The sequence below is a fragment of the Sorangiineae bacterium MSr12523 genome (genome assembly GCA_037157775.1).
In the GTDB taxonomy this organism is placed as follows: domain Bacteria; phylum Myxococcota_A; class Polyangia; order Polyangiales; family Polyangiaceae; genus Pendulispora; species Pendulispora brunnea.
The window spans coordinates 3,574,288-3,598,033 of the sequence record CP089982.1 but is presented as its reverse complement, the minus strand read 5'-3'; the positions used below and the strand labels follow the sequence as shown (position 1 = coordinate 3,598,033).

Genomic DNA, 23,746 nt, shown 5'->3' with positions numbered 1-23,746 from the left:
AATCTTTGGGCCATACTCGCGAAATGACGCGCTCATTCGAGGATCTCGTCGCGGAGGCGGAGCGTGTCTCGGTGGAGGGGTGGGACTTTTACGGGCATCGGCCGCGCTCGATATCCAAACCGGCGGCGGCGAAGTCCTCGCAGGTGTGCCGAAGCTTCCGCGGCTGACCATCGCAACAGAAGCATGGCCCCCCAACGTGGCACGTGCGACGGCATTGCTTCACCCGCGCGGCATCGCGGTGGTGGCCGATGACGATGTACCGCCCCTTCCCTTCGCCGACGGCGCGTTCGACCTCGTGGTGAGCCGCCATCCGGTGACCACGTGGTGGGGCGAGATTGCGCGCGTTTCTTCGCAGAGTGATATGGATGGTCCCCGGCTTCGTTCGTGGCGCAGACGACGCGGTTTCTCGTGGAAGCGCGCAAGCCACACGCATGACGAATCATGCTCCACTCCTGGGCGGCAACGAGGGATTGCGAGCCACGGCGCAATCGTCCGCGTAGCGGTCGAGCCCCTGCCAGGGAAACCATCCCGGCGTTGGCCTCGACCGCGCGCGGTAATCTTCCGCGAGAACCGCAGCCGCTGCATCCGTCGTCGTTTCGTCGTGTCGTGCGAGCGCAACGGCGGCCGCGCGCCGGAGGAGCGGTGGATGCTGCGCGGCGAGAGCATCCCCCACGTCGGCCTCGGTGATGGCGTTCAAATAGCTCAACGCGAGAAGCATGCTCGCGCGCGACGCATCGTTGGTTTCGCGCGCAACCTGCTTACGAATGGCCGGGACGCTCATCGACGCGTGATCGAAAAACCATGCACACGCGAACGCTGCGCGCGTTCGAATCGGAGACGAGCGCGCATTCAGCCGTGAGACGAAGATCGGAACCCCACGTGAAACGGCGCGGTAGCAATGAAGCTCGCACTGGGCGACCTCCGTCGCTTCGGGGGTCGACGCGATCCACTCCGACGTCTGCTGCGCGATGAAAGCCTCGGTGTACCCTTCGCTTCCGAGTGCGGACTCCGGATAGCCGATTGCGAGGTGCACGAGAAGCATGATCCCATCACGGCGACGCAGGGTGCGCGGGTGGCCGACGATCTCGAGGAGAAAGGGAATGGCCGCCACGGAGGCCGTGAATCGCGTGCCTTGATGAAAGAGGTAGTACCACAGCTCGTCCCATGCCTTCTTCGACGCGACGGCATCGTTGCCCGCAGCGGAGCGGATCAGGGCCGGGATGTTTCCCGCCGGGCCGTAGGCGTGCTCCACGGCGTTCCAGTCCACCTTGTCCAAGTCGTCGAGCATTTTTGCCTTTCCGTCCCGCTGCCGTTGCGTTCATCCTTGGCCCATGGCCACCCGTCGCACCGGCAAAGTTTTGCTGAAAGACCTTCTGAAGGTCAACTGGAAGGAGTTTCGGTACGAGCACGATCGGGCACGCCCTCAGGTCCCCAAGCTTTTGCGAACGATTCGGGATGAAACCGGTGAAGAGCAAGACAATGCGATCGACGAACTCTATCGCGTACTCTTGTACTATGGCCGCCGCTTTCCCGGAACCGTTGCGGCAATTCCGTTCATCTTCGAGCTCGTTGAAGATCCCGGGACGGCGGCACGCGGTGCGATTTTGAGGGTGCTCATCTCATTGGCGGCTGGAATGAGCAACAGCGTGGATTACTCGTCCCCTGACGAATGGATCGATACCGGCTGCTCGCGCGCGCTCTTGCGTTTGGCCTTCGAAGCGCGCGTGCGCGCGGGCGAGCAAACGCCTGCAGACATGGAATCGGGCATCGCGACCTACGATGCGATCGCCCAGCGCATTCCATCGCTGGCTTCGTTGGTCCGAAGCACGGACGAAAACGAACGACGGTGGGCATCGTTCGTGGCGCCGTGGTTTCTCGACGAGCACGAGCCTTTCACGGCGGCCATGCGCAAGCAATGGTCCAAAGAACCCGTCGCCGATATCAAAGCAGCACAGATTCTCAGCCTTAGTTACGTTGCACCCTTGTCCGAACGAGAGCTGAAACCCTATCTGTCGTCCGGCGATGCCAATCTCCGTATGGCAGCGGCTTTTTCCCTCGTGCGCACCAGATCGTCTGCCCTTCAGGAGGGACTCGATGTCTTGCGGGACTTCGCAAAGCAGGAAGACGCCATCCCCACGGACGAACATCGGACCGTCGTGGAAGCCCATGATTGGTATCCGTGGGCCATGCTCAATTCATTTTGGAGGCCACTGCTCATCTCGCACGATGAAGCGTTGCTCAACGCCGAATTCGAGAGGTTGAAGCCACGATACCAGAAAAGACTACGTGCAAAGTATCCCAGGTACATGCTTGCGTTGGCGTTTCTTGCCCAGCCGGGCCACGCATTGGCGATTCGAGCGGCCATGGACGACCTAATCTCGCCCGCCGCCATCGATAGCAAGTTTCGCTACGAACTCCAGCGAAATGGAGGATGGACGGGCGGTCTCACTCCGCTTCAACGGCGTGCTCTGACCACGCTCGCGTCATTCGACGAAGCGTGGCTCGAGGGAAGCAACAACTACATGGGAACGATCCTATCGGAATGGGGGTTTCCCAACAGCCAGGCCGCACTCCTCGAATTCCTGGCGTCGCATCCGGCAAAGCATTCGCCGAGCTGATTTCACGTGGCTGGGCACGACACCTTCATTCGGGGCTTGTTCTTCGTTCGGGGTGGCCAGTCGATGATGACGTCAGTCTGGTACATTTCTGCAACTTGGGCTGCCAGCCTTTTTATGTAGGCATCGCACCCGTTCTTCTGTGTGCACGGCGCGCGACTGATGTCGAGCCTGATCGGCTCACCGCCTCGTTCGATACCGGGAGCATTTCCCTGCAACAATGCATTGAATGCATGCATCTCCGCGTGATTCCACGTTACCGGTGAAATGGCTGGATCCATCCCCGTCGGTCTCGTTCTCGCGTCTTTGTTCGTTTGGCCGGTCTGCTTGTTGTGCGTATTGTTGGTGCCGTTCAACGTATGAAATTTGGGCTCGCCTTGTCCCTGGCTCACGGAGCACAGCGTGTTGCCTTGGAGATTTACCTCCGATCCCGCATCCGGTCCGCTGTTGATCGTCGCCTTGCCCGTATCTTTTACGCGGCTTTGGTTGCCTATCGGCGCCCGATTGACCGTACTCGTGTCGATTTGGTCATTCGTGTAAGGACCGCCGTATCGCGTAGACGATTGCGGCGTAATGACCAGGCCATTGCGATCGTACTGGGTAAACGGATCCCAGGTTCCAAGGTACGCATGCAATCCGGTCTGGATATCCATGGGATCGGGAGACAAGAATCGCCCGATTTCGGGATCGTAGTAGCGCTGGGTATTGTAATGAAGGCCGCTCTCCCTGTCGTACCATTGACCGAAAAACGGCTCGCCGCCGCTCGTTCCGCAATCGGAGAAGTCGTCACCCCACGTGTCCTTTCGAGCCGCCCACGTCAATGTCCCGGCAGCGTCCACTTCTTCACTGGGCGCCTGTGCTTGATCGGGCAGAATGTAGTGGACGGCCCCGTCATCGCGCAAAATCGGGCAGGTGCCATAGGGTTCGTGCACATAGGTCTCACCGAGCTCGCCGTCGCGAAGCACATGGACGAGCAGATCGCCGATCCAGACGTAGGTCCAGACGAAGCCGGTTGGGCTCTTTTTCGAGATACGGCGTCCGCACCCGTCGTAGCGATATGCCCAGCGGCCTCCCTTCGGGTCCTCGAGCCCGACGAGTTGGCCTCGAGAGTTCCACTCGTATTGCCAAAGGTCCTGCTTGCCGTCTTCGCGAATGACGGACTTCGATACAACTTGCCCGTTTGCATCGTACGTCAGCTCGATTTTCTTCCGTACCCCTTCGACGGTCACGAGACGGTTGCCGGGTGCATAACTGGAGCGAAACGACTCGGCAGGAATACCGCCGAGAACCTGAAGTAGCGCGTGGTAGCCAGCCGTCTCGAGCGCTCGTGCGAATTCCGCCCCGCGATCGGTGTTCGCTTGGAGCGTGCGATTTCTCGCGAGGTCGTACTCGTAAAACTCGCTCGCCCCCTGGTCGCGAACCACCCCGACCAGATCACCACGATTGTCGTGAAGCAGTCGCCTGCGACCGCGAAGCGAATCCTCGATGCTTGCCAGATAGCCTCGCTGGTCGTACGCGAACTGCCGCATGAACGACGGAGCACCATCCGGCTGCCCCTCACGACGAAAAGCTTGGCCCGCGAGCCGGCCGCACGAGTCGTAGACGTGCTCGAAGACTCCCGCGCCCGGGAGCGAGCGACTCGTTTCTTGCCCCAGCGCATTCCATCCAAAATGGATCGTCGTGTCGCGATATCGAAGGTCGACGCATTGTCCACCAGGAGTCCATGTGAATCGCGAAATCTCGCCGAACGGTGTCACGTGGGCGATGGGTTGTCCCATGACATCGAGTTTGCGCTCTACGCGCACCCCATCTTGCTCCTCGGCGATGATGTGCCCTTGATCGTCCCATTCCAAGCGGAGCCTCGATTCGGGTGTCTCGATACTCGCCATGTTTCCGTACTTGTCGTACGCGTATTCGGTGAGGCCCTCGGGACCGAGACGGCGTATCAAATACCCGCGTTCATCGTACTCGTACTCGAAACGGTTTCCCATGGTGTCCACGGTCGCCGCAACGCGATCGCGATCCCACTCGGTTCGAATGTGGCGACCGTCGAACGTCCGACGCTCGACCATCCGCATGTCCGCATCGTACGTGACGGTATATTGCTGGCGATTGGCGTTCTCGATCGTGAGAAGCTCGCCGGGCTCCGAGCCCCAGGTCAGTGTGGTGATGGCCCCCTCGGCATCCCGAAGCTCGATGGGCTGTCCGCACGAACTGAACTGAAGAGACGTCGTTGCCCCGCCAGGAAGGCGCATCACGACGGTGCGTTCGTCTGCGGAGACGTGGCGCTCGAGAACACGGCCATCGGGTTCGATCAGTCGCATGGACCCGAAGTCATCGAGATACTCGATGCGGCGGACACTCCCGAGCGCGTCCGTTTCCCATAACGCGCGCCCCAACACGTCGCGGCCCCATTGCCACGTGTTGCCGTCATAGTCGGTCTCCGCGCTCACGCCGCCATATGCGTCATATGTCACGTAGGCGGCAGCGCCGGACGGAGCACGAATTTCCGTCGTTTCGCCGAACGTGTTGTATTGGTATTGCCAGGGCGGCAGATCATTCACGTAGACAGCAATGGGATTGTTGTCTTCGTCGTAGGTGTAGCGCAGGCGGGCACCGGTCGACTCCTCGATGCGAACGAGACGATGTTGATCGTCATGGTACATTCGCGTTTCACGTCCGCCGGGAAAGCGCGTTGCCACGCGCTTTCCCGTCTCGTCATATTCGTACTCGACGAGAGAGCCCGACGGCAGCGTCTGACGAACGATCCGGCCGTCGTCATCGAACTCCGCACGCGTTTGGACTCCCATGGGTGACGTCGTCTGCATCACCTGACCATGCTCGTTCCATTGATAATGCGTGGCTTGACCGTGGCTATCGAAGACCCAGGTTTGACGGCTCTCCACGTCGTATCGGAGGGTGCGTTCTTGATAACGATTCCCGCCGCTTACGTAGATGCACCGACCATCGGACCGATAGCGCACGGTATACGTGGTGCCCCCCCGTTGCGCTTCATGCACGATGCGATGAAGGTCGTCGTAGGCGTACGTTCGAACGACGCCGCGTTCATCACGAACTTCGACGAGCCTCCCTTGTGCGTCGTAACCGTAACTGGCCGCAAGTCGGCTGCTTTGATCCGCCAATCGGAGCTGCACGCCGATCACGCGGTCGCCATCGTAGGCGATCTCGTATTGGCGACGTTCGCGGGTTTGATGGAGCGTCACCACACGCCCCGACGTGTCGCGATAGACGTCGAGACGAGCGTCTTTCGTCGCCATGACCGAAACCAAATTGTATTGGATGCCGTCGGACGAAAGGTCGAAAATGAGCGAGAGGCGACTCCGGGTCAAATCGAAGCCAATGAGCATGACCCGTCGATCATCGATCCGTCGAAGCTCGATTCCCAATGCCGGATCCACGAGCCGACCCGTGACGTTGAAGCCTCCAGCTCGAGGGTTGACGAGGGCGAACGTCGCCCCATCGGGCGTCGTATACGTAAAGCCATCGAGGGTTTTCCGGAGCTCTGCTTGCCAATCCGCGCGCCACCCCGGGCCAAAAGGAAGAGTCGGCCCGTGGGCGGCGGCGGCACCGAAATTTTCCTGCTTGATGAAGTCGGTGCTGTACGTACGAGCCAACGACAAGGGCACGATGCCGGCAGAAACGTGATCGATCTGGGTGTCGAAAAAGGTGCCGCTCGCGACGTCGACGGGGTGGCCCACGGCGACGCGCCCATGACGTCTTCCAATCCCCGTCATGGCGCGTCCCTTCGTTCGGTGCGCAAGATCTCTCGCGTCGTACGAATCGCGCATGCGATATCGTCCTCGGTGACGTCTTCCGAGACGCTCCAACGGGTAGCCCCCTGGGCACGCTCCGGAACGTCAGGATACGCCACGCGAACCACCGGCGAGACGTCGCTGCGACGTGATTGGCAGGCCGCCGTGTGGCTGATGCAGATACCTTCGAGGCTGAGCGCGGATACGAGAGATTTTCCGAATACCCCAGGAAACGAGACGTTCAGGATCGTACCCAGACGCGCCTTTTCGTCGCCATTGACGAGGAGGTTGGCATCCACTTCGAGCAATCCAGCGCGAAGCCTGTCGCATGCTTCGCGGGCTCGGCGCAACGCGTCGGCGCGGCGCGGGCCGCGTACTGCGCATACCGCTCCGAGGCCGACAGCGGTAAGCCAGGGAGGGCTGTCGCCCTCGATGCTCGAGCCTCTTTCACGTTCTGCGTAATAGATCTTCGTCGGTACGCGCAGTACGCCAACGCTCATGGGGGCGCCGAGCTTCGAACCGGATAAGGCGTAGAACGTCTTGTCGTCGTTCAACGAGTCGAGTGAAATCCATGGGGCAGACTGCACGGCATCGACGAGGCGGACCGCATTGGGAGCGAGGGCGGCAACGTCGAGGAAGGTTCCCAATTCGTGATTGCACATGGAGAGCGCAACCAACGACGCCTTTTCCAGAGCCAACACGTCGTCCCCATTTGGAACTCCTCCCGGCAGTGCCAACCAGTGGACGGGGTGCCCCGCTCTCGAGGCTTCCTCCACCATGGCCAAAACGGACGGGTGCTCGAGATGGCTCGAGACGATGGTTCCGCCGTCCCCGATCTGGCCAATGGCCAGGTCAAAGGCACGAGCGAGTGCTTCCCGACCGCTTCCAACGAATGCGATCTCGTGTGGCATCGCCCCCACGTAGGTCGAAACCTCCTGGCGCGCATGGTCGAGAGCGTAGCGTGCGCGGGCCCCCGCAGCGTGAAGCGACAGCGGTTGGCCCCATGATGATTCTGCGGCCATGCGCATGGCATCCAACCCTTCCCTGACGGGAGGGAACAGTGAAGCGTAATCGAGGTAAATGAGATTTCTCATTGCATCACATGCACTTGAAGCAAAACAATTTGCCCTTCTTCGCTCCACCACGCCGCCCGCGTTTCAACGCTGCCCCGAGCTTCTTCAGGCCCTTGGCAATGTCACTCCAACTAGGCATCGGAAAGCCGCCAATCAAGACATTGGGCATTCCCATCAAGATGGCACCGATGCACGGTGGCGCGCCCGGGTCCTTGCCCATCAGCGCCCCCATGGCCATTTGCAGTGCGCCCATGGCGATGTCGGCCCCCATCATCGCGGCGGCCAAGGCTGCACCTGCCGCATCCGCCGCTGCGGATGCGGCGGCCCCCGCGGCCTCGGCGGCCTGCTCCGCGCTGGCTTCCTGCGCATCGCGTGCGGCATCCTCCGCGGTTCCGTCGGCGTCGACGGCGCCCTTGATGGCCCCCGCAATTCCCATGGCTTGCGCAAGAACGCCGACGCCACCCGCCACCTTGCCGGCAATGCTGGCCGCCTTTTGCATCTTGGACATGGCCGCTGCGGCGCGGCCAGCCGGCGGAAGTCCCGGCATGCACTGGCGCGTCAGATCGAGCATGCGGGCGGCGCGCGAGCCTCCGATGAAGACTTTGCTCGAGCCGGTGAAAATCTCGAACACGGGAGCCACCGAACCGCACGTGGGCCCGAGTCCGTAGTCACCGGAACGCGCGGCCGGCAATCCATTGATGAGCACCGTCGGGCACGACGTCATCACCACGCCGATGGCCGGCAACGGAAGCGGCATGGCGGGCGGATGCGTGTGCGTATGCGGTATGCCCAAAACGGGCATCCCCATGGTGGCCGCCGGAAACGACGGCAATGCTTTGGCAATGGAATTGGTCGCGCGCGCAAAGGCATCGTCGAGAAAGGCGGTGGGCGCTTGCGCGAGGCCGGCCACTGCCCCCACCACGCCTTGAGCCTTCTCGAATGCCCCTACGTTGGGGTTCGACAAATTTTGAAAAGGCGCGGCCGTCTGATCGACCACGTCGGCTACGGCGTTGGTGATCGCGTTTCCCGATTCCTGCTGCATGAGTGGCGGCGGTGCCTGCCACGCTTGCCCCTCACCACCTTGACTCATGCCTGACCTCTCGTTCCATTGGAGAGACGCTGCCGCACCTCTTGCAATTCACGGGCGTAGCCGGCCGCCAGCTCGTGGTACCCGGCACGCTGCGACAGCTCCAGTAGCCGCTCGAGCACCGATTGCAGACGCGGATCGTAGGAAAAGTCACGGGCCACGTTGGCCGCCGCCGTCCACGCCTCGGCGGCACCGCGCAGATCGCCGCTGGTAGCCTGCGCCACCCCGCATTTCTCCAGCAAGTCGGCACGCGCGAATCCGTTGCCGGTCTTCTCGGCGGCGCTTGCCCCAATGCCGTAACTCTTCACGGCCTCGGCATGCCATCCCATACGCACGTCGATATCGCCGATGGCCGCACACAAGTTGAGAATCTGCGTAACGGACTTTGCGTCGCTGGCAATATCCAACGCTTGCAAATACTTGTCGCGCGCCGCAGGAAGCCTCCCCATTCGACTCATGACGTCGCCCACACCTTGGACGGTGAGTGCCCGCATTTCGTGAACTTGGTATTTGTCGTAAAACGTATACAACGTGCCATACTTTTCCAATGCGGCCTCGTATCGACCGAGTGCCACGTCGAACGTCGCGCATTGCAAGAGCGCATTGATCCGGCGGGCCGGCGGGAGCTCCCGGTTCTCCGCCTCACGCGCCGTGGCGTCGGCGATGGCGCCAACGGTGACCTGTGTCGTGTAGAGAAGCACGCTCCTCACGCCCGCCTTTCGCAGGGCAGCTTCGGCGAAGGGCGCCGCGCCATCGTCGCGAACGACGATGCGAATGCCGCGCATCCAATCCTCGTACCCGTTGAAGGGCACCAGCCCACCCAGGATTTGCGCGTGGGCGTCACGATCCTCGATATCCGACGGGAGCAAGGCGACCACCAGCCGATGATCGCCTTCCGGAGGCAGCCATGACGACATGTGATGAATCAGCATCGCGAGCCGCTGCGTTGGAGTCCACTCGGCTGCCCAGCACCCCGGAGGAATTTCCGCGAGCGGCGGCAGCCCCTTGGAAAGGCGCTCCTCGTTGACCTCGGCGAGTTGCGTCCACGCATTGCGCACGACATCGTCGGCATATTGCTTTGCGCTCCGCAGCGGGGTGGTATCGATGAAGAACACGTCCGCCGGCGACTCCCCATCGAGCGCGTCGATCCCTCGAACGACGAGCGGGATCTCTTCGTCGCGTGTGGTCAGCAGCAGAACGAAGTAGTCATTTTGCTCCAGAAAGGAACCGAGAACGTGATTCAACTCTTCGACGGGATGAGTCATATTCACGCTCCTTCAATTGATCTTGATGAGGGCGCCGGATATCTCCATCATGCCCGTCGCGGTGACGTTGACCTTCGCCCCGTTGAATGTCGCCTGCGCGGGCTCCAACTTCACCGACGAGGAGTTGCACGCAACGCCTACCTCTTTCGCACCACTCACGGCGACCGTACCGTCGGATTTGAGCGACAGCTTTGCGGCCCCCGCCCCGAGCGATACTTCACTCGCCGCAACGATCTCGACCTTGCCGCCTCCGAGTGTGATCGTCCCAGACGGATTGGAAAGGACGATTTTGCTCGTCGTGTTCAAGGTCGCTTCCCCCGCCTTCAGGGTGAGCGTGGAATCGCCTCCATGGTGAATCGTAATGGAGGTTCCGGCATTGAGGTCGAAGGTGGTATCGACGACGTCCTCTTTGGATAGCGCTTTCAGCGAATCCTTCGCGCTGACGGTCACCGCCCGGTCTCCGGTCACCCCGAGGGTATCGCCGCCCGAAATCGTGTGGGAGCGCCCGGCCTTCACCGTCACCGATTCGCCGGTGTCGACGGTCTCGGTTCGTTTGCCTTTGACGCTGTTCGTCTCGTCCGCCCCCACGCTGACCGTGTGCGCAGCGCCCACCGTCACCGAGCGCGCGGCCCCCACGGTCACGGTCTGGCTCGCGCCCACCGTCACCGTCTGATTCGCACCAATCGTCGACGTTTGGTTCGCGCCGACGGTCTCCGTGTGGTTGGCGAGCACCACGGTGCTCCTGTTCTTCTGCGCATGCATGAACAGGTTTTCGTTACCTGCCGTGTTGTCCTGGGTAATTTCGTTGAACCCCGCATTGCCCGGGATGCTCTTGGTCTTCCAGGTGCTTTTTGCCACCTGCGACGGCAGTGGATGCGGCTGCGATTGGATTGCGTTGTACACGGCGCCCATGATGAGCGGGCGGTCGATATCGTCGTCGATGAACCCGACGATGACCTCCGAGCCGACTTTGTGGGCTTGCCAGAATCCCTCGTCGACGTGCGCGACGGGGGTCATCATTCGGATCCAACACGAGCTGTTCTCGTTGAATTTGCCGTCGCGGTCCCAGAAAAACTGGACCTTGACCCGGCCGCGATCGTCCACGAACGGGTCGCCGTCCTTCGGGCCAACGACCCGTGCGCTTTGAATGCGGCTGGGCGGTTTGCGCCATCGCGTCGGACGAATCGGGACTTCCGCCGGAACGGCCACGAACGAGGTGAGGCCCAGCGATCCCCGAAAACCGCCCACGTCTTGAAGCGCTCCCTCGACGCTGCCTTCGAGCTCGACGCGCGTGAGGAGCAGGGACCGATTGAACCCTTCGTCCCGATGACCCGTCACGGAAAAGGTGGCACCCGCCACCAACCGCGGAGAATACGCGCTCCCCACGAGGACGAAGGCATCCGAGCGCATCTCGTCGAGCCGTTGCTGGGCGAGCGCCTTTCCCGGGCCATCTTTGTCGATGAAGCGGCCGGGGTAGTCGCGCCATTCGCGCTTGTGCGAATTCCCGGCCGTCTCCTTGCCGGGTGTCTCGACGCGCGACATCAGCGACTTTCCCGGCTCGAGAAAGTTGTAATCGCGGTGCTCGAAGGCACCGACGCGGACCCGCTGCGTGCGCTGGATGCTCCGCACGTGCTCGTCGCTGACGGCGCCCTGGGTCTCGTTGAAGGAAAGCGAAAGGTCGGGCGCCACGGGCTCGTACCCTCGCGGCTCGTTGGAAAATACGACCGAGGTTTTGTCCTCGTCGTGTTTGAAATAAAAATGCATTCCCTCTTCGCTGGCCAGCCGCGTAATGAACTCCAAATCGCTCTCGTCGAGTTGCGTGCAATAGGTGCGCTTTTGCGGCACCGGGCGCACGTACCAAAGGCACTCGATTTGCTCGGCTTGACAGAGCTCGGTGACGATCTCGTGAACGGCTTTCTCCTGGAAAATGCGAAATCCTCCGCTGTAACGAAGGTTCGCAAGGCGCGGCTCGAGGGTGAGAACCACGCGCGATTGACTCTTTCGGACGAAGGCCCCATCGGGGCTCACGTCGGTGATGATTCCGCGCACGCGACGCACCGGCTTGTCGTCGCGCTCGATGACGAAGGTGGCATCGCGCCCCAAAGCCTCCTCGAGCTTCGCGATGTCCTCCGGATCGATTCCCACCACGATGGTGTATTGGAACAGGACCGAGAGCTCCTCGACCGCACGAAAGGATGCAACCCGCAGAAGGTTGGTATCCAGGTCGGTGATCGTAAGCTGGAACGAAAGGTCTTCGTGAATCGCACCGAAGACATCGGCCGGGCTGTCCATTGTCGCAGAATGACCACCCTGAAGTCGGGTTGCAAAAAATAAGTGAGGGTCTTGCCGGCGCTCCCGGCAAGCGGATACGTTCCCTCCGGGTGCGCGGAGCGTGAACCAAATGGATCATCCGCGACACGTTCCGTCACGACCGGTGCTTTCTGGTCGCCTGCATGGGCACGTAGCAAGCGAGATGCCATGACGCATATCCCCGAATTGAATGTCGACCTCGATCGGCCGCCGGATCAGCGATGGGACGGGCTCTCGACGTGGCGCCGGGAGGCACGCGAGCTGCTGAGGTTCTACCTGCGCGATCTCGGCGGGCTCGATGCCTTCTCGTCCTTTCTTGCCAGCTACCGCGACGACTTCGTCGACCCGGAGTACGTGGCCGAAATGCGCGGAGTGGCCCGCGCCCTCGATGTGCGCGAGGACGAGGTGCTCTTGGTGAACCTCTACTACGATGCGCTCAAGGTCCTTCTTGCGGGCCCCATGGGGTGCACGGCCTTTGGAATCGATGCCGATGGCACGCCTCTCCATGCGCGAAACCTCGATTGGACGCATGCCGATGGGCGTCTTGCGAAGAGCACGCTCATCGTGAACTTTCGCCGCGGCAACGGCGCGCCGCTTTACCGCACTGTGGGCTGGCCCGGCTTCGTGGGCTGCTTGAGCGGCGTGGCGCCGGGACGCTTCGCCGTGACGCTCAACGCGGTCCTCAGCGACGATCCTCCGGAGTTGGCGCCTCCTATTTCCCTGCTCCTGCGTCGCGTGCTCGAGAAAGCCGAGACCTTCGATGCAGCAGTGGCCACGCTTCGTGATACCGCGGTTGCTTCCGATAGCCTGCTCTTGGTGACGGGCACCCGTGCGGGCGAAATGGCGGTCATCGAGCGGGCGCCGACGCGGGCTGCGGTTCGAGGGCCCGAGGACGGAGCCATTTTCGTCGCCAACGACTACCGTGCTCTTCCCTCCTCTTCCTCCTCTTCCTCTTCGGCGGCGGCGACGACGGAATTGGCGGCCACGTCGACCGGGCGCTACGCGCACGCGGAGCGACTCGTTCGTGCCATGGTGCCCATGGACCCGGAATCGTGCCTGGCGGTGCTTTGTGACGGCAATGTCAAAATGGGAATTACGGTGCAGCAAATGGTCTTTTCTGCTGCACGCGGTTCCGTGGACGTGGTGCTGCCGATGTAAGGGCTTTATTCTATTTCGATTTGGCCGCTTCCACGGCGGCGAAGTGGGCGGTGAGCAAATTGAGAAAGGCTTGCAGCTTCGGCGGAACGTTGCGCGAGCTGGGATAAAGGGCATACCAAGGAAGCGGCGGAAGGCGGAAATCGTCGAGTACGGAGCGGAGGGTGCCCGACGACACGGCGGAGGCTGCCGCGTAATCGGGGAGCTCGGTGATGCCGTATCCGGCGGACGCGAGATCGCGCAGCACGATGAAACTGTTCACGGTGGCGCGGGCGCGGACATCGACGGCAACGGATTGTGAGCCGCGCCGGAATTTCCATCGCGCAGGCTCCTGGCGGCCGCTCATGACCAAGCAATCGTGGTCACCGAGCTCCTCGGGCGATTTCGGCTCACCGCGCAGATCCAGATAATGCGGACTCGCATACAGACGCAGATCGTCGGGACTCCCCAGCTTGCGCGAAATCAAGGACGAGTGGGAAAGATGACCGCGGCGCACGGCCAGATCGATGCCATCCTCGACCAGATTGACCCGGCGATCGGTCAGATCCACGCTCAACTCCACCGCGGGATAGCGGCGCATGTAATCGATGATGATGGGGCATAATACGTATTGGCCCATTTCGAAAGGCGCCGTCAGGCGCAATCGCCCCGCCGGCGCGGATCGAAGATCGGCCATGCTGCGCTCTGCATAATCGAGCGTCGCCAGGGCCGGGGCCACCTGCAGGTAATACGCGCGGCCCTCTTCGGTCAGACGCACGGTGCGCGTGGTGCGGTCCAAAAGACGCGTGCCCAATCGCTCCTCGAGTTGGGCCACCCGGAGGCTCACCGTGGATTTGGGCATGGCCAACGTGCGCGCCGCCGCGCGAAAGTTCTTCGAATCGACGACCTGCACGAAAATGGATACGGCATTGAGATCCGCAATCGTCATGGGGGCACGGACCTTAACATGGCCGCTCGGCCCCCCACCGTCCACACCGTTGGACAGTCATTCCAACTTTTCGGTCATGGTCGCGATCGCCCGGCGGAACCATCTCCTCGACATGATGAATACGTCATCGCTTCGGCGCATGTTGTTTTTGGCACTTGCAACCCCGTTTCTCCATTGTGGCGATTCCACATCGTCCAATGACACTCCCGACGCGCCCCTGGCGCGCCTCACCGAGAGCCTCGGCGGTGCGACGGCGTTGGCATCCCTCCGGACATTGTCCATCGATGCTGCAGGACTGCACTCGGCGTACGACGAAGGGTTCGAGCCCGGCGCCGATCCGACCCCCGCCAGCGACTTCACGTTCGCCGGCCGCATCGACGTGGCTGGCGGCCGAATGCGCCTTTCGTACACGCGGAGCTATCGCGCCATCGTGCCCGGGGCGACCAGCGACTACAGCGAAATCGTGTCCGGCCAACGTGGATACGTCCGCGGCATCGAGTCCGTCTTCGGAGGCCCGGCCGGCACCGTCGGAGCGCCCATGTCCTCGGCACGGTGGTCGGCCACGCGCCGGCACCAGCTGATCACCAATCCGCATCTCCTCTTGCGCGAACGCTCCGCGCAGGACGTGCGCGACGAGGGGGTGGAGACGCGGGACGGACGCTCGTTCCGGCGCATCGTCGTGAGCGATCCCGAAGGCGTCCGTGATTTTACGCTGCGGCTCGACGAAGCCGGGCGCATCGCGGAGCTTTCCACCGTCGAGAGCGACCATTTGCGCGGCGACATCGACGTCGACGTCAGGTACGAGCGGTGGGAGCCGAGCGGTGGGCTCTTCTTCCCGCGACGGGTCTCCGTCGCCGTGGACCATCGAACGGTGCGGGTCGAAGACCGCGCGAACATCCAGGTGAACGCGCCATTGGACGAGGGCCTCTTTGCATTTCCGGATGCGCCGGGCACCGAATTTCTCGAGGACCACGCGGACTTCGGCCTGCGGAATGCGCAATCGTTCCAGCGGTTCGCGGGCCTGGGGCTCAACTCCTTCGTGGACCCGCTGCACGAGACCGTGGTGGGCGTCCAACTAAGCCCGGGCGTGTACCACCTCGTCGGGACCGGCCATCATTCGATGCTCGTCGACCAGGGGACGAGCAGTGTCCTCGTGGAGGCACCGCTCGATGAGGCGCGCAGCAAAGCGCTGCTCGCTTGGATCGATGCGAACCTTCCCGGTGGCCTGGCGGCCCACCCCATCTCGAACGTGATCATGACGCACCACCACGCCGATCACTCGGCAGGGCTCCGCACCTTCGTGGCACGGGGCGCTGCGGTGGTCGTGGCACGGGAAAGCGAAGCCTTCATGCGCGACATCTTGACGAGTGCACACACCATCGAGCCCGACGATCTCAGTGCGCGAAGGGACATCGTTCCAACCTTGCGCCCGGTGGAATCGGAGGGCTCGCTCACCATCGGAAACGTGACCGCGTACCATGTTCGGTCATCGCATGCGGCCGACATGCTCATCGTTCATGTGACCGCACCGGGATCGCCTGGAATCCTCTTCAATAGCGACCTTTACAATCCCACCGAGGGAGAGCTCATTCCCGCGCGCGTGGAGCGGGCGGTTGGCTTCAACGATGCCCTCGTGCGGCTCGGATTGAACACGCCGGATCGGATCTTCGTGGGTGGGCACGGCAACATGGCCGGAACCCGACACTTCAATGTCACTTATGCGCAGTTCCAAGCTCAACTGACTCGAGCGCAATAAACGGAAGTATCGATTGCACCTACCTCGACGAACCGCATTTGACGTCCCTATGCTCCGTCGAATGCGGCGCATCGTCGATTTATCCATCTTTCTCGAAAACGACGTCATCTCCGACCCGCCCCCGTTCGTGCCGAAAATTACGTACTTTACGCATCAGCAATCGGCACCGCAGTTGCTGGGATTTTTTCCCGGCCTCACCCAGGCGGATTTGCCCGATGGTGAGGCGTGGGCGGTCGAAAAAGTCGAGCTCATCACCCACAATGGCACGCACCTCGATGCGCCGTATCACTTCCATTCGACGATGGATGGCGGTGCTCGGGCCATCACCATCGACGAGGTTCCGCTCGATTGGTGCCTCCAGCCGGGGGTGAAGCTCGATTTTCGGCACTTCCCCGATGGGTACGTGGTGACGGCGCGCGATGTCGAGGCGGAGTTGTCACGCATTGGACACACTCTTTCGCCGTTGGAGATCGTGGTGGTCAACACACGGGCGGGCAGCCGCTACGGTCACAACGACTATGTGAGCGCGGGATGCGGCATGGGGCGCGAGGCCACGTTGTACTTGCTCGAGCGGGGTGTGCGCCTCACCGGCACGGACGCGTGGAGCTGGGATGCGCCCTTCGTGCACACCGCCGTGAAATACGGCGAGACGCACGATGCGTCGCTGATTTGGGAGGGCCACAAGGCAGGCCGGGACATCGGCTATTGCCACCTCGAGAAGCTGCACAATCTCGAGAGCTTGCCCGGTCACGGCTTTTCCATTTCGTGCTTCCCCGTGAAGATCCGCGGAGCATCGGCCGGCTGGACGCGCGCTGTCGCGATCTTTGACGAACTGGCGGAATAGACGGCACCGTCGCAGGTGCAGATCGACTGCACCCATTGGTACCCTGGCGTGTCGCGACGGCGAGCCGAAATATGGGGAATGAGCCAGCGACGCTACGTACCGATGACCTGTTCGCAGGTCGTTACCTCCTCGAGCGGGAGGCAGGGCGCGGGGGCATGGGCATCGTCGTTCGGGCCATCGACCGCACGACGCAGCGCCGGATCGCCCTCAAGGTGCTGCACGGCACGGACGACACGGCGCTGCGGCGCTTCGCACGCGAGGCCGAAGCGCTGCAGCGTTTGCAGCACCCGGCCATCGTCGCCTACTTCGACCATGGGGTGACGGAAGGCGGCCGGCCCTACCTCGCCATGGAGTGGATCGAGGGCGAAAGCCTTCGCATGCGGCTGGAGCGCGCGCACGCCGATGGCGGGATGCTCGGCACGCGCGAGGTCGTCGAGCTTGGACACCGGCTCGCCGGGGCGCTCGAGGCGGCCCACGCGCGCGGCATCATCCACCGCGACGTGAAGCCGAGCAATGTGCTGCTCGTGGGGGGCGATCCGAAGCAGGCCAAGCTCGCCGACTTCGGGATCGTGCAGCCCGACTCGGGAACGGACCTGACCACCTCCGGCGTGGTCATGGGCACCGTCGGCTACATGGCCCCGGAGCAGGCACGCGGCGATGGCGATCTCGATGGGCGGGCCGACCTATTTTCGCTCGGGTGCGTGCTCTTTCGGTGCCTCACGGGCGTCGAGGTCTTCCAGGGAACGGCCACCGTGACCGTGCTGGCGAAGCTGCTGCTGCACGATGCACCCCGCGTCTCGGAGTACCGCGCCGATGTGCCGCGTGCGCTCGATGACATGGTCGCGCGGCTGCTCGCCAAAGACCGCGAGAGCCGGCCCACGTCCGCCGCGGAGGTCGGGGAGGAGCTCGAGCGCATCCTCGAGGATCTGGGCCGCGTGCCGGAGACGCAACCGCGCGCGAAGAAGAGACGAAGCGGCGCACGCTGGTCCTTGATCGCGCTCGCGTTGCTCGTGGCGGGAGGGCTCGTGGTGCATCATCGCCGCTCGGCTTCCGCGCCCGTGCAGCCCATCGCCGCCTTGCCGCCGCCGGCGGACACCGCCATCACCGAGCTGCCCGTGTCGCCGGCGTGCACGACACCCGCGGTCGATGGCTACCGCGAAGGGCTGCAAGCGCTTCGGAGCGCGCGATGGAGCCACGCGCTGGAGCTCTTCGAGGAGGCTGCGAAGGCCGATCCCGCCTGCCCCGAGCTTCAATTTCGTCTGCTCGTCACCAGCGAACCTTTCTGGCCGTTGCCGAAGCAACAGGAACAACTGCACCGCGCCTTCGGGGTGCGCGATCGGCTGACGGAGCGGGATCGCAAGGTGCTCGAGGCGTGGACCTTCGTCGTCGGGCGCGACACCGCGCAAGAGGAGGACGCGGTGCGCGTCTTCGAGGAGGCCATGCGCCTCTTCCCGGGCGATGCCGAGCTTCGCAACCTTCATGCGGCGCGCATGTTCAACCTGGCACCGAGCGGAAAGGCGCTCGAGAACGTGCTGGCACGGGTGGACGAGGCCTTGAAAATCGACCCAGGCTACGCCGACGCGTGGGCGATGCGCGGCCGGTTTCTCGCGCGACTCGGACGCCTCGACGAGGAATTGATCGCGCTCGATCAGTGCCTCGCCCTCGAGCCGGCGGCGGTCGATTGCATGGAGTACCGCGTGTATGCGCTGCGGCGGCGCGGTCGCTGTGCGGATGCCGTCGCCGAAGCGCGGCGATGGATCTCGTGGGACCGCGAGGAGACATTGGGTTATCGGCAACTCGCCATCAGCCTTGCGTCGCAGCGAAGCCCGGCGGAAACCGTGGAAGAGGCGATGCAATTGCGCTGGGAACGACTTCCGCCGAAGAAGCGGCCCGAGGTGAGCCTCTTCGAGCGTTCGCGATGGGCCGCGTGGAGGGGTCGCTTCGACGAGGCGCTGACGTTGTCCGACGAACTGGAGCGGGTGGCCGCAAAATCCGGCGCCGAAGAGTCCCATTGGCGCGCCGCGCTGACGGCCATCGATGCGCTCCTCGAGACGGGCCAGGAGAGCCGGGCCGCGAGCCTCGCCGAAAAGACGCTGCGGCGAAAAGATGCGTGGGTCAAAACGGATTTGAACGTCATCCGAACGGCGTATTACGAGCCGCAATTGTTCGCGACGGAGCTTCGGGCGGGCCGCATCGGCTTGGATCAATGGCGCGCTCTGTCGGACGCCTGGGAGCACGCCAACGAGACGCGGCTGGATGCCGTCGAGCGCTGGGTGTTTCGCTGGGGGCCAGCCGCCGGCTCGGGCATCGATGCCGCCGAGGCGGTGCGCCAGGCGCCGACCATCGAGCATCGCCAGGCCGTGCGCTCGCCGAATATCAACTTGCAAGGTGTTCTCAACTCGTACGAGGGCAAACTGTATTTGGAGGCGGACGACGCCACACGCGCTGCGCCCCTCCTCGAAAAAGGCGCAGCCGCGTGCATCAGTTTGGATTTTCCCTACCTCAATGTGCGTGCCCATTTGTGGGAAGGAATGGCCAAACAGCGAAGCGGCGACATCGCCGGTGCGTGCGACGCCTACCAGAGCGTGATCGATCAATGGGGCGCGGCAAAGCCCTTCTCCGTCACCGCCCGCCGCGCCACCGAACTGCGCCGCCCCCTCGCCTGCCCTAGGTAATCTGGAACTCCGGGTCCACGGGGATCTGCATGCCGTTGGCTAGGGCGTTCGTCTGACAGGCCATGCCCACGATGGCGAGGAGCTCGCCGTACTGCGCCTCGGTCATGCCTTTGGCGCGGGCTGCGGCCGTGTGGGAGTGTGCGCAGTAGGCGCACGAATTGGCTGCGGAGACGGCGATGTAGATCATCTCCTTGGTGAGAGGATCGAGGGCGCCGGGCGCGACCATGATCTCCTTGAGGTTGGCCCATATCCGCTCGAGAACGGCGGGCTGGTTGGCGAGCGCGCGCCAAAAGTTGTTCACGAAGTCGGATTTGCGTGTGGTGCGGATGTCGTCGAACACGGCCTTGACGCGCGGATCGGCCGCAACCTCTTCATCGGTCCAAAGCTTTACGGTGGCCATGGAGGCTACGATAGAGGCACCAAAGTGAAAGTCGACCCATTCGTCGATCATGAGCCCTTCAATGAACCCTTGAGCGAGCTCTCCAATCGTGCACTCGGTGGTGCTCGGAAGCGACACGCCACGGTTCGCTGGCGTTGAGCTAGGGCTAGCTGCTGCCCGCCCCAAAGCGGGTGCTCATGCCATGCTTCCCCGCGTCTCCGACGGCAAGGTCGGAGGGGGTCCATGGATTCGCGATTCGCGAATCGCGAATGCCACCTGGAAGGTGGCGGAGCGCCGGCGGTAAGCCAGAGATCCACACTCGAGCCTCCGCCAAAGAAGATGTGAAGCGCCGGGCAAGTGAACGGCGGTTGAAGCTGGCGGGTCGAGCCTTCGTGAGGTCGTACCTACATCGATGAACATCGTATATTGCTCCGATGGCCGAGGTGACTGTCAGCGCAGGAGTGGAGCGGGTGCTCATGCTTGCACGGGGGTTGGCCGGATCCGACGAAGCCCCCTCCGTGAGCGATCTCTTTTTCGCACTCACGGAGCTCGGACGCACGCAAGAGGAAGCCACGGCAGCACGGTTCCTTTGGCTCCAGGTGTCCGCGACCACGAGCGAATCCACCTACGTCGCACTTCGTGATGCCCGAGGCCGAGGCAATCCACAGCAAGCCGACCTGCTGCTCCAGCGTGCCCGCGATATTGCGCGGCGAACCTCCGGCCTTTACCGCGTGCATTTGCGCCATCTCGTCGCAGCGTTGCTGACTTCGGGAGAGTCCAGCTCGGAATTGTTCCTTCAGTTCGGGCTGCCCCCTTCGTCACTCAAAGCGCCTTTTCTCCAATGGATGGCCGATTCCCTGGACGATCCCAGTCTGCTCGCCCCTTGGTATGGCATCTTGCCGCCGGACGGGCGCCCCGACGGGCACTCCATCCAACGCTCCGCCCTGAGCGATCGTGCCACGGTGGAGGACTCCATGGGCTTTCGCCCGAGCGTACGTGCCATTGCGGATTTTCTGCGGCACCTCGAGACGAAGCCTCCGCTGACCATGAGCATCGAGGGTGAGTGGGGCTGCGGCAAGTCGTCGTTCATGATGCAGCTCGAGGAGGAGCTCTTGCGGCGACCAAATGGCTCGACGGAACCCTTGCCGTTCGTGGTGTGGTTCGATGCCTGGAAACACGCCAAGCACGAAGAGATGTGGGCGACCTTTGCCGTCGAGTTTCTGCACCAGGTCTCGCGCCAGCAAACTTGGTTCAAGCGCTTTCTCGGGCACGTGATGCTCTTCGTGCGCCGCGTGAAATGGCGCGACGTGCGGCTCGAGGTGCTGCGTGCACTTCTCTTCGGCGTGGCCGCGGTGCTCATGTTGTTCGCCCTGGTGGCGTTCTTTTACCAGCACTGGGCCTTCGCCCACGATCTCGGCGTCGAAGCCATGGCCAAGGCAGACGGTGCGCCGTTCCAGCGATTCGCGGGCAAATTCATCGTGGCCGGCGGATGGACCGGTGCGCTGGCCGTGGCCATCCTGACCATGACCCGCATCAAAGGCCTCGTGGGAGGCTCGTTGCCCATCGATCTGAAGAAGCATATTTTCTCACCCGATTACGAAGGCCGCTCGACCTTTCTGGACCAATTCCACGAGGACTTTGGAAAAATCGTCGACGCGTACATCGGCGATCGGCGCGTGTACGTCTTCATCGACGACGTCGACCGGTGCGAGGTGCCCACCGCGGTGGATCTGATGCAAGCGCTCAATCTGATGACCGCGTGTGCGCCGAAACTCATCTTCATCATTGGTATGGACCGCGAAAAGGTGGCGGCCGGCATTGCTGCGAAATATGCGCCGCTACTGTCGTACATGAATCCGCGGGGCGTCGCATTCGGGCTCGATTTCATCGAGAAGTTCATTCAATTGCCGTTTGCGCTGCCGCGTCCGACCGAAGCCGACACCCGGTCCATGCTTTGGCATCTATCGACGACGAGGCGCCCCCGCCCAAATGGTCATCACGTCCCGGTAACCGGTACGACGATGATCCCGGATTCGAGTCCACCAACACCACGGTCTCCGGTGCACACCGCGGCCGAGTCGGAGCGCTTCGCGTCAGCGGTTTCGACGGACTCACCCCTCATTCACGATATTACGTTGGCGCTCGCCCCGGCCTTGGATTTCAATCCACGCCGGGTCAAACAGTTTCTCAATTTGTTTCGCTTGCGCGCATTCCTCGCGTGGCAAACTGGGAGTCTCGCGCTGGACAATCTCGGTCGCAATGGCAATACCATGACGTTGCCGCAAATTGGAAAGCTTACCGCCATCGCGCTCCGCTGGCCGCTTTTCATTTCCGATCTCGAGGTCGATCCTTTGCTGCTCGGGCGCCTGCAGGCCTTCGCGCTCGGCATCGGAAAGCCCGATGAAGCGTCGAGCACATACCGCAAGTGGTTCGACGACGCGCGGCTGCTCCAACTGCTGCGACTCGGGGCCGATGCCTGTGAACCCACGCCGCGCACCAGCATGGCGCCGGATTACGACGTATCGCGGATGTCCTTCGCGTGGTCCACACTGGGTTTCGCTCGAATGAACGCTGCTCAGGAACCGCCGAGCGCCCCGATGGAATAGCCGCCCCCACGCATCCACGCATCCACGCATCCACGCATCCACGCGATAATGTGCTATCTCGGTGGGCATGAACATCGTTCATCCGAGCGATCTCCAGCCCATTTTGACGGGAGACCCGCGTGCGCGGCGGGCGTTCGTCCAGGAGCTTACGCCGATCGTTCACGGCCATGTTCGACGAGCGCTCTTTCGACGGCGCGCGCGCGCCCATCGGAGGGATGTTCGGCAGGACGTCGAGGACATGGTCCAGGAGGTTTTTGCCGTCCTTTTTGCCGAGGATGGCAAGTGCCTTCGCACGTGGTCGCCCGCGCGCGGTTCGTCGTTCGCGAGCTTCGTCGGGCTCGTGGCGGAACGTCACGTGGGGGCGATTCTTCGCAGCGGGCGGCGAAGCCCTTGGACGGACGATGCGGCCGATCCGGCGGAGCTCGAAGCATGGCTCGAGCCGGGGCCCGCACCGGAGGCGCATCATGCCCAGGGACAATTGGCGCGAGCCGTGCTCGAGCGCGTCGCCCGTGAGCTGTCGCCGCGTGGCCAAACCTTTTTGCGCGTGCTCTTCCTCGAGGAGAAGCCGGTCAACGATGCCACGTCGCAATTTGGTGTGTCGGCGGACGTCGTATATGCGTGGCGAACCCGCATCGTGAAGCGTGCTCGGCGAATCGGGCAACGCCTGGAAACGAATTTCGTGCACGCCGTCAGGTTTCGCGAGGTCGCGAACAAGAAAGGAGGGAACGGAAAGGAAAACGCGATGATTGGACTCTCACGGGAGCTTGCTGCCCAGCTCGAAGCATGGCCTGCGCAATTGCGTGCATCGGTGGAAGGTATTTCCGCCGAGGAGGCGCGCCTCGCGGCACCGAACCACGGATTGTCCGTCGTCGAACATGCGTGGCATCTGGCCGATCTCGAGGAGGAAGCATTCGCCGTTCGCATGGCGCGCATGCTCGAGGAGGACTTTCCCCACCTGCCCGACTTCGACGGCGATCACGAGGCCAAAGTCCGCCGCTACCGCGAGCGCGATCTCGACACCGCCCTCACGCGTTTCGCCGCCGCACGCTCGGCGAATCTGCGTCGCCTCGAACGGGTGCGACCCGACGAGTGGGCGCGCGCCGCCGTGCAAGACGGCGTCGGCTCGCTCACGTTGGCCGATCTCGTTTGCCGCATGCTGGACCACGATCGCTCGCACGCCGCCGAATTGCTGGAACGATTGGCATCACTCGGCCGAACGCCCACTCCCGCCCTCATCGAAATGGCCGGAGCCGCGCCCCCAACGCCCTGCGCGGCATAAG

At 63.0% G+C, this 23,746-nt stretch carries 16 protein-coding genes; 8 read left to right on the top strand and 8 right to left on the bottom strand.

The window, feature by feature from the left end; all coding sequences use genetic code 11:
• Positions 1–23 precede the first annotated feature (23 nt).
• Positions 24–167 carry a hypothetical protein gene (locus LZC95_14460; GenBank protein WXA98030.1) on the top strand — a complete coding sequence of 48 codons (144 nt, stop codon included), beginning with the start codon at positions 24–26 and terminating at the stop codon, positions 165–167.
• Between the two features lie 272 nt (positions 168–439).
• Here LZC95_14460 and LZC95_14455 read toward each other — a convergent pair whose 3' ends face one another.
• A complete protein-coding gene (locus LZC95_14455; protein ID WXA98029.1) occupies positions 440–1,288 on the bottom strand; it encodes a hypothetical protein in 849 nt (282 codons plus the stop codon).
• Positions 1,289–1,331: 43 nt separating this feature from the next.
• Between LZC95_14455 and LZC95_14450 the strand changes: the two genes are divergently transcribed.
• Positions 1,332–2,618 (top strand): hypothetical protein, encoded by a 1,287-nt coding sequence (locus tag LZC95_14450; protein WXA98028.1) that lies wholly within the window; start codon positions 1,332–1,334, stop codon positions 2,616–2,618.
• Between the two features lie 2 nt (positions 2,619–2,620).
• On the opposite strand, the gene LZC95_14445 is transcribed toward LZC95_14450, so the two are convergent.
• The 5 genes from LZC95_14445 to vgrG form a co-directional block, all read right to left on the bottom strand.
• Positions 2,621–6,370, bottom strand: coding sequence for a DUF6531 domain-containing protein (locus LZC95_14445; GenBank protein ID WXA98027.1), 3,750 nt, complete (start codon positions 6,368–6,370; stop codon positions 2,621–2,623).
• Positions 6,367–7,416 (bottom strand): aminotransferase class V-fold PLP-dependent enzyme, encoded by a 1,050-nt coding sequence (locus tag LZC95_14440; protein WXA98026.1) that lies wholly within the window; start codon positions 7,414–7,416, stop codon positions 6,367–6,369. Before LZC95_14440 ends, LZC95_14445 begins: the two co-directional genes overlap by 4 nt.
• A 70-nt stretch (positions 7,417–7,486) precedes the next feature.
• Positions 7,487–8,551 (bottom strand): PAAR domain-containing protein, encoded by a 1,065-nt coding sequence (locus tag LZC95_14435; protein ID WXA98025.1) that lies wholly within the window; start codon positions 8,549–8,551, stop codon positions 7,487–7,489.
• A complete protein-coding gene (locus LZC95_14430) occupies positions 8,548–9,813 on the bottom strand; it encodes a hypothetical protein (protein WXA98024.1) in 1,266 nt (421 codons plus the stop codon). The genes LZC95_14435 and LZC95_14430 overlap by 4 nt, the downstream gene beginning before the upstream one ends.
• A 12-nt stretch (positions 9,814–9,825) precedes the next feature.
• Positions 9,826–12,105 (bottom strand): type VI secretion system tip protein VgrG, encoded by a 2,280-nt coding sequence (vgrG, locus tag LZC95_14425; GenBank protein ID WXA98023.1) that lies wholly within the window; start codon positions 12,103–12,105, stop codon positions 9,826–9,828.
• A gap of 186 nt (positions 12,106–12,291) precedes the next feature.
• On the opposite strand from vgrG, the gene LZC95_14420 reads away from it, so the two are divergent.
• Positions 12,292–13,281 (top strand): C45 family autoproteolytic acyltransferase/hydrolase, encoded by a 990-nt coding sequence (locus LZC95_14420; GenBank protein WXA98022.1) that lies wholly within the window; start codon positions 12,292–12,294, stop codon positions 13,279–13,281.
• Between the two features lie 10 nt (positions 13,282–13,291).
• Here the strand turns inward: LZC95_14420 and LZC95_14415 are convergent, their stop codons facing one another.
• Complete coding sequence (locus tag LZC95_14415) at positions 13,292–14,206, bottom strand: LysR family transcriptional regulator (GenBank protein ID WXA98021.1); 915 nt, start codon at positions 14,204–14,206, stop codon at positions 13,292–13,294.
• A 112-nt stretch (positions 14,207–14,318) separates the two neighbouring features.
• Here LZC95_14415 and LZC95_14410 point away from each other — a divergent pair, with 112 nt between their 5' ends.
• The 3 genes from LZC95_14410 (at position 14,319) to LZC95_14400 (ending at position 19,481) form a co-directional block, all read left to right on the top strand.
• Positions 14,319–15,962 carry an MBL fold metallo-hydrolase gene (locus LZC95_14410; GenBank protein WXA98020.1) on the top strand — a complete coding sequence of 548 codons (1,644 nt, stop codon included), beginning with the start codon at positions 14,319–14,321 and terminating at the stop codon, positions 15,960–15,962.
• Between the two features lie 61 nt (positions 15,963–16,023).
• Positions 16,024–16,806, top strand: a complete 783-nt coding sequence (locus tag LZC95_14405) for a cyclase family protein (protein WXA98019.1) — start codon at positions 16,024–16,026, stop codon at positions 16,804–16,806.
• A 155-nt stretch (positions 16,807–16,961) separates the two neighbouring features.
• Complete coding sequence (locus LZC95_14400; protein WXA98018.1) at positions 16,962–19,481, top strand: serine/threonine-protein kinase; 2,520 nt, start codon at positions 16,962–16,964, stop codon at positions 19,479–19,481.
• Here LZC95_14400 and LZC95_14395 read toward each other — a convergent pair.
• Positions 19,474–19,881, bottom strand: coding sequence for a carboxymuconolactone decarboxylase family protein (locus tag LZC95_14395; protein WXA98017.1), 408 nt, complete (start codon positions 19,879–19,881; stop codon positions 19,474–19,476). The genes LZC95_14400 and LZC95_14395 overlap by 8 nt on opposite strands.
• Positions 19,882–20,294: 413 nt before the next feature.
• On the opposite strand from LZC95_14395, the gene LZC95_14390 reads away from it, so the two are divergent.
• Positions 20,295–22,466 carry a KAP family NTPase gene (locus LZC95_14390; protein WXA98016.1) on the top strand — a complete coding sequence of 724 codons (2,172 nt, stop codon included), beginning with the start codon at positions 20,295–20,297 and terminating at the stop codon, positions 22,464–22,466.
• Between the two features lie 67 nt (positions 22,467–22,533).
• A complete protein-coding gene (locus tag LZC95_14385; protein ID WXA98015.1) occupies positions 22,534–23,745 on the top strand; it encodes a DinB family protein in 1,212 nt (403 codons plus the stop codon).
• Position 23,746: the final 1 nt, after the last annotated feature.